The organism is Actinoplanes sp. DH11 (assembly GCF_020873875.1).
Classification (GTDB): Bacteria; Actinomycetota; Actinomycetes; order Mycobacteriales; family Micromonosporaceae; genus Actinoplanes.
Window position 1 is genome coordinate 296,707 of the sequence record NZ_JAHWGU010000002.1, and the last position, 11,895, is coordinate 308,601.

1 protein-coding gene (only partly in view) is annotated in these 11,895 nt (G+C 75.2%); it reads right to left on the reverse strand.

Features of this window, described 5'->3' with window-relative positions:
- Positions 1-11,844, reverse strand: the start of a protein-coding gene (locus LPA41_RS04420) for a non-ribosomal peptide synthase/polyketide synthase (protein ID WP_229068488.1). Its footprint begins 12,627 nt before the window's first position; only the first 11,844 of its 24,471 coding nucleotides appear in the window; the start codon lies at positions 11,842-11,844; its stop codon lies beyond the left edge, outside the window.
- Between the last annotated feature and the right edge of the window lie 51 nt (positions 11,845-11,895).

Sequence of the window (11,895 nt, forward strand, 5' to 3'; positions counted from 1 at the left end):
GAGTGACCGGATGTCGTCCTCGCCGAACAGCTCACCGGCGTAGGAGAAGGTGGCGGTCAAGGACCCGCTGCTGATCAGTGCGGTGATGCTCAACGGACAGGTCAGCGCGGCGTCGGGGTCGGCTCCGGCCCCGGTTCCGGCGACCCGCCAGGGCAGCCGGCCACCGGCACCGATGTCCGTCCGGCCCAGATAGTTGAAGGCCACCTGTGGTCGCGGAAGCCCGGCGAGCATCGTGGCGGTCTGTCCGTTGAGATAGCGCAGCAGCCCGAACCCGGTGCCGTCGCCGGGCAGTTCGCGCAACCGCGCGCCGACCGCTGCCACGGCCGCTGCCGGGTCGGGCTCGGCGGGCAGCCGCAGCGGGTGCACGGCGGTGAACCAGCCGACCGTACGGGTCAGGTCGGTGCCGGGCAGCTCGGTGCGGCCGTGGGTCTCCCGGTCGACGAGCAGCCCGCCCGCGAGGTCGCGCCAGCGGGTCGCCGCGGCGGACAGGGCGCCCAGCAGCACGTCGTCGATGCCGGCGAGCAGACGTCCGGTGACATCGGTCAGCAGCGCCTCGGTCACTTCCGCCGGCAGTGTCACGGTGACCGTCCGGGTGGTGCGGACGGTGTCGCGGGCCGGGTCGAACTCCCGGTCGCCGAGCGGCACGGCGGGGCCGTCGAGCTCGGTGACCCACCAGTCCAGCTCGTCGAGCAACGCGGGATCCTGGGCGCGTTCGGTGAGCACCCCGCTCCAGCGGCGCGGTGAGGTCCCCACCGGGGCGGGCCGGCCGCCACCGAACGCCTCGTACAGGTCGGGGACCAGGATCCGCCAGGACACCCCGTCGACCGCCAGGTGGTGCACCACGAGCAGCAGCCGCCCACCGTCCGCGCCGCCGTCCGCGTAGACCACCTGGACGAGCAGCCCGGATTCCGGCGCCAGCCGGCTCACCGCGGCCGGCGCCGCGGCGGCGAGGACCCGGTCGAACTCGCCACCGGTCACCGGCAGCCGCTCCACCACGGAGCCGGCGTCGACCGCGCCGGGCTCCGGGACGGCGAGCGCCCAGAACCGTCCGCCGGCGGTACGCGTCAGCCGCAGCCGCAGTGCGTCGTGGTGGTCCAGCACCGCCTGCACGGCGGCGACCAGGGCGGTCAGGTCCAGGTCGCCCGGCACGTCGAGCAGCACGGACTGGTGGAACGCCTCGATCGGCCCGCGCCGCTCGCGCAACCGGTGCACGATCGGCGTGAGCGCGACCGGTCCGACACCGTCACCGGCCGCGGAAACGGCACGGGCCGGGGCGGCCCCGGCCGCGGCCCGGGCGAGGGCCGCCGGCGTCTGGTGCGTGAAGATGTCGCGGGCGGAGATCGCCAGGCCGGCCTGGCGGGCGCGGCTGACCAGCTGGATCGACATGATGCTGTCGCCGCCGAGCGCGAAGAAACCGTCGTCGGGGCCGGCCGCGGGCACGCCCAGCACCTCGGCGAACAGGTCGCACAGGCGCTGCTCGTCCGGGGTGCGGGCGGCGGCCGGTGCGGACGTCGCGGCGAAGTCGGGGGTGGGCAGCGCGGCACGGTCCAGCTTGCCGTTCGGTGTCACCGGCAGCGCGGGCAGGGGCATCAGCACGGCCGGCACCAGGTGCGCGGGCAGCGCGTCGGACAGCCGGTCACGCAGCGCTGCCGGATCGGCGTCGCCGCCGACGTAGCCGACGAGGTGGGTGGCACCGGAGTCGGTGCGGTGCACGGTGACCAGGGCCCGGGTGACCCCCGGCTGGGCGAGCAGAGCCGCCTCCACCTCGCCGGGCTCGATCCGCACTCCCCGGATCTTGATCTGGTGGTCGGTGCGGCCGAGGAATTCCAGCACGCCGTCCGCCCGCCACCGGGCCACATCGCCGGTCCGGTACATGCGGTCGCCCGGTGCGCCGAACGGATCGGCCACGAACCGGCCGGCCGTGGCACCCGGTGCGGCGAGATAGCCGCGGGCGAGCTGGGTCCCGGCCAGGTAGAGCTCGCCGGCAACGCCCGGAGCCACCGGGTGCAGAGCGGCGTCCAGCACATGAGCGCGGGTGCCGGCGACCGGCCGGCCGATCGGCACGACCGGGTCCGGGTCGGTCACGGACACGGACGGCCATTGGGTGGCGTCGACAGTCACCTCGGTGGGGCCGTACATGTGGTGCAGCTCGGCGTTCGGGATGGTGCCGAAACGGCGGGCCAGATCCGGGGTGAGCGCCTCACCGCCGGTGAAGACACGCCGCAGCGTGGTGCAACCGGCGGCGGCCGGCTCGTCCAGGAACGCCCGCAGCATCGGCGGCACGAAGTGGACAGTCGTCACGCCGGCAGCGGCGATCGTCTCGGCCAGGTACGCCGGGTCCCGGTGCCCGCCGGGACGGGCAACGACAGTCGTGGCACCGGCCAGCAGCGGCCAGAACAGCTCCCACACCGACACGTCGAAGCCGGTCGGGGTCTTGTGCAGCACCCGGTCGGTGGCGTCCAGCGGGAAGTCGTGCTGCATGCCGAGCATGCGGGTCGTCAGGGCGCCGTGCGCGACGACCACGCCCTTGGGCCGGCCGGTCGAGCCGGAGGTGTACATGACGTAGGCGGCCGTGTCGGGGGTGACCGCGACGGGCGTCAGCGCGCCGGCCGGGCGGGCCCAGTCGACGGTGTCCAGCGCCAGCGCCCCCGGTCCCGTGGCCGTGATCGTTTCGGCGACGCCGGCATCCGCGCGCAGCAGCAACACCCGCTCGGCCGGGTAGTCCGGGTCGATCGGCACGTACGCGGCGCCGGCCGCGTGCACCGCCAGGACGGCCGTCACCAGGTCGGCGGATCGGGGCAGCAGGAGCGCCACCCGGTCCTCGGCACCGATCCCGCGCTCCCGCAGCAGCGCGGCGAGCACCGCGGCCCGGCCGGCGAGTTGGGCGTAGGTGAGCTGCCGATCCTCGTCGAGGACGGCGAGGGCATCCGGGGTACGGGCGGCCTGCTCGGCGAACAACGCGACCACCGTGGTGCGGGCGGGCGTGACCGGCCCACTGTTCCACTCGTGCAGCACCCGATGCCGGTCGGCCGGGTCCAGCAGGTCCACGGCGGTGATCCGGGTACGCGGGTCGGTGGTCAGGGCGCCGAGAACACGCTGCCAGGACGCGGCGATGCGGCGCACCGTGGACTCGTCGAAGAGGTCGGCGTCGTACTGGAAACGGACGTCGATGCCGTTCGGTGTGCCGTCGGCGGCACGGTGCTCCACGGCGTTCAGCGACAGGTCGAAGCGGGTGGTGCCGGCGGCGGTGGGCAGCACCTCGGTGCGCAGACCGGCCAGGGTCAGTCCGCCGCCGCCGAGTTCCGGCTGGGCGGCGAGCAGGACGGTGAACAGCGGGTTGCGGTCCACCGTGCGGGGCGTCCCGAGGTCGTCGACGACGCGGTCGAACGAAACTTCCGGGTGGGCGTACGCGGCCAGGTCGGTCTGGCGTACCCGGGTGAGCAGATCGCCCAGGGCCGGGTTGCCGCTGGTGTCGGTGCGCAGCACCAGGGTGTTGACGAAGCATCCGACCACGTCGTCGAGCGCGGCGTCGGGACGCCCGGCCACGACGGTGCCGATCGGGAGGTCGGTGCCGGCTCCGAGCCTGGTCAGCAGCGCGGCGAGTGCGGTGTGCAGGGTCATGAAGACGGTCGCCCCGTGCTCCCGGGCGGTCCGGGCGACGGCGGCGTGCAGGTGCGGGGGCACGGTGTGCACGAAGGAGGCGCCGCGTCCGCCGGGTACCGCGGGTCGCGGCCGATCCGTCGGCAGGACGAGCTGGTCGGGCAGGTCCCGCAGCTGTTGCCGCCAGTACGCCAGGTCGCCGTCGTGCGTCAGATCCTGCTGCCACCGGGTGTAGTCGGCGTAGCGCAGGACGGGCGGCGACCACCGCGGGGCGTGACCGGCCCGGCGGGCGGCGTAGGCCGTGCTCAGGTCCGCGGCGAGCGGCCGCAGCGACCAGCCGTCCGCGGCGATGTGGTGCACGACCAGGCAGAGCACGTGCTCGTCCGGCGCGACGGCGGCCAGCGTGGCGGCGAGGGGCGCCTCGGCGGCCAGGTCGAAGCGGTGGGCCGTGGCGGCCCTCAGCACCTCCGGCAGTTCCGCCTCGGTGGCGCGGACCAGGCGGACCGGGACAGCGACCGCGTCCAGGATCCGCTGGCGGGGCACGCCGTCGCGTTCCGGGTAGACGGTACGCAGCACCTCGTGCCGGGCGGCGAGGTCGTCGAGGGCGGCACGCAGCGCGGCCTCGTCCAGCGGGCCGGCGATCCGGACGGTGACGGTGATGTTGTAGGCGGCGGCACCGTCGCCACCGTCCGCGAGGCGGTGCAGGAACCAGAGGCGGCGCTGCGCGGCGGACAGCGGCAGGTCATCCAGGGGCGCGGAGCGGCGGACCGGTGCGGGCCGGGCCCGGCCGGTCGCGGCGGCGTCGAGACGCACGGCCAGGGCGGCCGGCGTCGGTGCGTCGAAGATGTCGGCCAGCGACACCTCCAGCCCGGTGCGGGCCTGCACCGCCCCGGTCAGCCGGGCCGCCAGCAGCGAGTGGCCGCCGGCGTCGAAGAAGCTGGTGTCCGGGCCGACCGCGGTCAGGCCCAGCACCTCGGCGAAGACGTCGCAGATCAGCTCCTCGCGCGGGCCACGCGGTGCCCGCCCTCCCCCGGTGCCGGTGAACACCGGCCGGGGCAGGGCACGGCGGTCGACCTTGCCGTTCGGGGTGAGCGGGAACTCCTCGAGGACCACGATCGCCGACGGGACGAACGCGGGAGGCAACCGGCGCGCCACCGAGGCGCGCAGGGCCACGGGGTCCGCGGTGGCCGGCACGACGTACCCGACCAGCCGGTCCTCATATGCCGTGACGACGGCTGCGGACACCTCGTTCTCGGCGGTCAGCGCGGCCTCCACCTCGGCCGGTTCGATCCGGTTGCCGCGGATCTTCAGCTGGTGGTCGGCCCGGCCCGCGTAGTGCAGCCGGTCCTCGTCGTCCCAGCGGGCGAGGTCGCCGGTGCGGTACATCCGGGCGCCGGCGGGGCCGAACGGGTCGGCGACGAACCGCTCGGCGGTGGCGCCGGGCCGGCCGGCGTAGCCACGGGTCACGCCGGGACCGGCCAGGTACAGCTCGCCGGTCACGCCCGGCGGGACCAGCCGTAGCCGGTGGTCGAGCAGGTACGCCCGCATGGTGGGGCGCGGCCGCCCGATCGCGGGTTCGCCGGCGCCGCCGACCCGCTGACGGGTGGCGGTCATCGTGGTCTCGGTCGGGCCGTACTGGTTGACCACCGTGCAGTCGCCGAGGACCGCGATGTCGCGCAAGTGCACCCGGGTGAGCGCTTCTCCGCAGGTCATCACCAGCCGCGGGGCGGGTTCGAGACCGAGCCGGACAGCCGCCTCGGTGATCGCGGCCAGCATCGACGGCACCACCGACAGCAGCGCGGTGACGCCGTGGCGGACCATCGCCCGGGCCAGTGCGGCCGGGTCACCGGCCTGCGCCGGGCTCAGCATCACGACCCGGCCACCGGCGGCCAGGGCGCCGAAGATGTCGCGCACCGACGGGTCGAAGGAGACCGAGGCGAGGTTCAGCACGACGTCCGAGGCGGTCAGCGCGGTGCCCCCGGCATCCGGGCTGCCCGCACCGAGGTGGGCGAGGTAGTTCACGACGCCGCGGTGCGGGACCACGACGGCCTTCGGGCGGCCGGTCGACCCGGACGTGTGGATCACGTACGCGGGATGCTCGGGACGCAGCGCGGCACGGGCCGGAGCGGTGTCCGGCAGGGCGGTGAGCGCGGCCCGGGTGGCCGGGTCGTCGACCGTCAGCACCGGTACGTCGCCGGCGGGCAGCCGGCCGGCCGCCGCCCGGGTGGTCACGATCAGCAGCGGACGCGCCTCGGTCAGCATCGCGGTGATCCGCTCCGCCGGGTAGCCGGGATCGACCGGCAGGTAGGCGGCTCCGGACTTGGCGACCGCGAGCAGCGTGGTGACAAGGGTCGCCGATCGCGGTACCGCGACGGCGATCAGGCGCTCCGGTGCGGCACCGCGAGCGATCAGCAGCGCGGCGAGCCGGTTCGCGGCGGCGTGCAGCTCACCGTGGCTGAGGTGTTCTTCGTCGTGCACCACCGCGACGGCCCCGGGGTCGGTGCCGGCCGCGGCCTCGACCAGGTCGGCGAGCGTGCCGTCCGGCACCGGAACGCCGGCTCCCCGGCCGGCGAGGAGCATCCGGGCACGTCCGGCGGCGTCCAGCACGCCGTGCCGCATCGGCGGGGTGGTGAACCCGTCGGCACACTCGGTCAGCAACGCCAGCAACCAGTTCAGGATCTGTTCGGCCCGCGCGGCGGGGAACACGTCGGTGTGATGGCCGAGGCGGAGGGTCAGCCGGTCACCCGGGGTGGCGATCAGGCGCAGCGGGTAATGGGTGGCCACCTCGCCGGCGACCGCGCCGATCCGCAGGCCGCCGGCGGTGGCGGCCTGCTCGCGGGCGGGCAGGTTGAGGAAGACGACCATGGTGTCCGCGAGGGGTCCGGTGCCGGCCAGCCGCTGGATCTCGGCAAGCCCGAGGTGCTGGTGGGCGCTCAGGGCGGCCTGCTGGTCCTGCAGCCGGCGCAGCGTGGTCACGAACGGCTCGCCGGGTGCCGGGCGGACCCGTACCGGTGCGGTGGTGAGGAACATCCCCACCATGGCCTCGGCGCCGGGCAGTTCGGCGGCACGCCCGGCCGACGGCGCGTCGAACACCACGTCGTCACGGCCGGTGAGGGCACCCAGCAGCAGGGCCCACGCGCCCTGGACGACGGAGTTGAGGGTGAGCCCGCAGCGGCGGGCCTCGGCAGCCAGCCGGGCGCTGACCTCGGGCGGCAGGGAGCGGGTGATCGACGCGCCGGCGCCGCTGCCGCGCCGGGCCGGTGCCAGCAGAGTCGGCTCGGCCCCGGCGAGCGCTTCCGCCCAGGCGGTACGGGCGGCCGCCCGGTCCTGCCGCGCCAGCCATGCCAGGTGGGCGCGGATCGGCGGCGCCGTGGCCGGTGTGCCCGGTTCCGCGTACGCGGTGAGCAGTTCATCCAGAAGGACCGGCTGTGACCAGCCGTCGAGCAGGATGTGGTGGAAGGCGGTCAGCAGGACGTGCCGGTCGCCGTCCAGGCGGACGAGGACGGCGCGGACCAGCGGCGGACGGCCGAGGTCGAAGCGCTCGGCGCGCTGGGCGGCGGCGAGCCGGTCGAGTGCGGCCGCCGGGTCCGCGGCGGCCCCGAGGTCGGCGACGTCCCAGGCCGCCGGCGGGTCGGCGAGAATGACCTGGACGGGGCCGCCCGTGGTGTCCGGGACGAAGGCGGCGCGCAGGGCGTCGTGCCGGCGGATCAGGGTCTGCCAGGCGGCGTGCAGCCTGCCGGCGTCCAGCGGGCCGTCGAGGGTGATTCGCGCCTGCACGGTGTAGGCGTCGGTCGGGGACGCGTTCCCGGCCCGCAGCGACTCCACCAGGATGCCGGCCTGGGCGGGAGTCAGCGGCAGGACCTCTGTCGCGTCCGGGTACGTGGCCGCGATCCGTTCCGTCTCCTCCGGCGTGAGCACCTCGGCCGGCAGCTCGGAGTCCGCCGTGGGCACCGCCGACCCGGCGGTGGCGGCCAGCTCGCCGAGGGTGGCGGCGGCGAAGACGTGGCGTACCTCGAAGGCCATCCCGGCGCGGCGGGCGGCACCGACCAGCCGCATCGCGGTGATGCTGTCACCGCCGAGATCGAAGAAGCTGTCGTCCGGACCGGCGCCGGGCACCCCGAGCACGTCGGAGACCAGTTCGCAGAGCAGCCGCTCGGCCTCGGTCGCCGCGGCACGGCCGCCTCCGGCGGCGAAGTCGGGGGCCGGCAGCGCGGCTCGGTCGAGTTTGCCGTTCGGGGTGACCGGGAGCGCGGCCAGCATCACGATCGTGCCGGGCACCATCGCCTCGGGCAGTTGCTGCTGTGCCGCCCGGCGCAGCCGGGCACCGAGCGCGGCGAGCCGGCGCGCACGGCCGGGATCGTTTGTCGGCGGTCCCTGCTCCGTCAGGTCCGGTGCCGGCAGGACGCCGTCGGGTCCGGGCGCGGCGAACACCACCTCGACGCGGCCGGCACCCGCGGGCACGACCGCGACCCGGCGGCCGAGCCGGGCGCCGAGCAGGTAGAGCTCCTCCGGCTCGACCACGCCGGCCGGACCGGGACGGTTGAGGGCGTCGACTGCCGGCGCGGCGCCTGCGTGCACGGTCAGCAGCCGGGCCGCCTCGGCCACGTGGCCGGTCCGGGCGTCGGGCACCCCGGTGACGCGGACGGCCCCCGGATCGGCGGCGAGTCGCTGTTCCACGCCGGCCAGACCGGCCGCCGCGTCCCAGGCGGCGATCGCCACCGGGTGATCGGCGGCCGGCGCCGGCGCGGTGTGCAGCACCGCGTCGTACCGGTAGCGGCTCAGCTCGTTGTGGTAGTCGCCGCGTTTGACGTGGACCTCGACCGCCGGGAACGGCAGGGCGGTCAGCCAGGCCGGGCCCACCAGCAGCTCGTTCTCGGTGAGCAGGGCACGATCGACGGCTTGGCGCACGGCCGCCGCGGTCCGGTTGGTCCCGGTCCGCCGCAGCTGCCGCTCGGTCTCCAGCAGCTTCGCGCCGTACGGGTGACGCAGGTCCCCCAGGAAGATCCGGCCGCCCGGTACGAGCAGCCCGGCCAGTGCGTCCAGGGTGCGGCGCAGGTAGCCGGGGTCCGGGAAGTACTGGACGACCGAGTTGAGCACGATGGTGTCGAAGCCGCCGGGCAGCCCGTCCACCACGTCGGCCGGCTGGCAGCGCAACTCGACCCGGTCGGCGTACGGTTCGGCGGCGACCAGCCCGCGCAGTCGTTCGATCACCGCGGCGGAGAGGTCGGTGGCCCAGTACGCCTCGCAGTGCGGGGCCAGCGGCGCGAGCAGCAGACCGGCACCGGCGCCGATCTCCAGAATCCGGCGGGGCCGCTGGTCGAGGATCCGCGCGACAGTGGTGTCCCGCCATCGCAGCATCTCGTCCACCGGAATCCCGGTGCCGTCCAGAACGCTGTTCCAGCTGGTGAAGTCGGTGCCCAGCGGCGGTTCTGCGCCGTCGCGGCGGTACGTCGACTCCCACACCGTGCGCCACTCGTCGAGCTGCTCGGGCGCCTCGTCACCCTCGCCGTCACCGGCGGCCGGCACCACGTACGCGACCAGGTCGCGCCGTCCCGGGCGGTCCTCCCGGACGGTGACCGCTGCGGCCGACACCCCGTCCTGCGCGGTGAGCACCGCCTCGATCTCCGCCGGCTCGATCCGTACGCCCCGCACCTTGACCTGGTGGTCGGTGCGGCCCAGGTACTCCAGGACGCCGTCCGGGCGCCACCGGGCCAGATCGCCGGTGCGGTACATCCGGGTGCCGGGAGCGCCGAACGGGTCCGCAACGAACCGGGCGGCGCTCAGTCCGGGCGCGCCGTGATAGCCCCGGGCCAGCTGCGCGCCGGCCAGGTAGAGCTCGCCGGGCACGCCGGGTGGGACGGCGCGCAGCGCGGCGTCCAGCACGTAGCAGCGGGTGTTGCTCACCGGGCGCCCGATCGGCACCGGCCCCGGGTCCCCGGCCCGGTACGCCCAGGACGTGACGTCGACGGCGGCCTCGGTGGGTCCGTACAGGTTGAACAGCGGCACGCCGACCTTGGCCGCGAACCTGGCGGCCAGGTCGGCCGGGAGCGCCTCGCCGCTGCAGATGACACGGCGCAGGTTCCGCGGGCCGGCGGTGGTGGGGTCCTCGAGGTAGGCACGCAGCATCGACGGCACGAAGTGGACCGTCGTCACCCCGGCCGAGCGCATCGTCTCGGCCAGGTAGGCCGGGTCGCGGTGCCCGTCGGGCCGGGCGACGACCACTGTCGCGCCGGCGGTCAGCGGCCACAGCAGCTCCCACACCGAGACGTCGAAGCCGATCGGGGTCTTGTGCAGCACCCGGTCGTCCGTGCCGAGCCGGAACTCGCGCTGCATCCCGGCGATGCGGTTGGCGATCGCCGCGTGCGCGACGACCACGCCTTTCGGGCGTCCGGTGGATCCCGAGGTGAAGATCAGATAGGCGGCCTGCTCCCGGTGCGGTGCGGGCATCGGGGTACGCGGCACGGCGGGCAGCGGCTCGTCCAGGGCGAGCACGGCGTCGCCGTCGATGCCCAGCGTCCCGGCGACCGGCCGGGTGGTGAGCACGCACCGGGTGCCCGCCTCGGCCAGCACGAGAGCCACCCGGTCCGCCGGGTGGTCGGGGTCCACGGGCACGTAGACGGCCCCGGCACGCAATACGGCGTGCACCGCGACAAGCAATTCGGCCGAGCGCGGCAGGGCGACGCCGACCCGGTCGCCGACGGCGATCCCCCGGTCGCGCAGGACGGCGGCGAGGGCGCCGACCCGGGTGTCGAACTCGCCGTAGGTGACGCTCTCGTCACCGTGCACGACGGCCGGCGCGTGTGGCGTCCGGGCTGCCTGGGCGGCCACCCAGTCCGGCACGAACCCGGCGGGTACCTCGGCGGCGGTGTCGTTGAAGGAGGTCAGCAGGGTCCGCTCAGCGCCGGTCACCAGTTCCAGCAAGGCCACCGGGGTCGCCTGCGCCCGGGGGTCGGTGGCGAGGGCGGCGACGAAGCGCAGCAGCCGATCCCGGTGCCCGTCGAGCAGGGCGTCGGTGTAGAGACCGGAGTTGGCCACGAACCCGACGCGCAGCGGCTCGCCGGCGCCCGGCCGCCCGCCGTAGCAGGTGATGGCGAGGTCGGCCACCCAGCCGTTGGAAAGGTTGTGCATGGTCCCGGTGACGCCGCCGAAGTCGAGGGCGTAGTCGAACGGCATGATGTTGACCATCGGGCCGTGCAGCCGGTCGGCCGCCGGGTCCACCCCCAGGTCGCGGGTCAGTTCCTCGAGCCGGTACCGCTGGTGCCGGGTGGCCCCCTTCACGGCGGCCGCCGCCTCGGCGACCAGATCGGCGAAGACCGCACCGGCCGGGATGCGCACCCGCAGGGGCACCACGTTCGACGACATCGACGGTGTTGCCCGGGCCGCCGGGGTGGTCCGGGCGGCGACCGGGAAACCGAGGACGATGTCGTCGCACGCGGTGACCCGGTGCAGGTAGGCGGCGACCGCGGCGACGAAGGCGCTGGGCCAGCTGGTGCGTGCCGCCCGCGCTGCCCGGCGCAGCCCGTCCTCCACGTCCGCCGGCAGGGTGCTGATCCGGCGCAGCGGCGGGTGGTCGGCGCGGGTGACACGCCCGGCCGGGGAGACCGGCGCGGGGCGGTCCCGCAGCGTCGCGGTCCAGTACGCCCGGTCCGCGGCCAGGTCCGGGGAGTCACGGTATTCCTGGTCCTCGGCGAGCAGCGACCGCAGCGGCGGCAGCGGGTCGGCCGTCGGGTCGCCACCGGTCACCAGCGCCGTGTAGATGGCGGCGAAACGCTTCGCCAGCAGCGCGGCGCCGAGTGCGTCCAACGCGATGTGGTGGATGCTGAGATAGAGCCAGGACCGCTCGTCGGCCACCCGCAGCAGGGCGGTGGTGTGGTACGGCACGTCGGTGAGCCGGCGCGGGCGAGCCAGTTCGGCCGTCATCCAGGCGGTCGCCGCGTGCTGTGGGTCCGGCTCGTTCCGCAGGTCCTTCCGTGCCAGCCGCCAGTCGTCCGGGGCGGTCACCGTCTGCACGAGGGTGCCGTCGGCGGTGGTCACTGTGGCGTTGACGGCGTCGCACTCGTGGATGCCCCGCCGGATCGCCTCCTCCAGCAGGTCGTCGTCCAGGTCGCCGGTGAGGTCCAGGTAGAGCCCGATGACGTGCGCGCGGTCGTCGTCGAGCTGCTGGCTGAACCACATGCCGGTCTGCGCCGCGGTCAGCGGCAGGTTCTCGGACGAGGCAGCGGAGGCGATACGGTGGTTGTCCACCTGGAATCCTTTCGGTCCTGAGTAAACCGATGTCAGCGGGAACGAGAACCG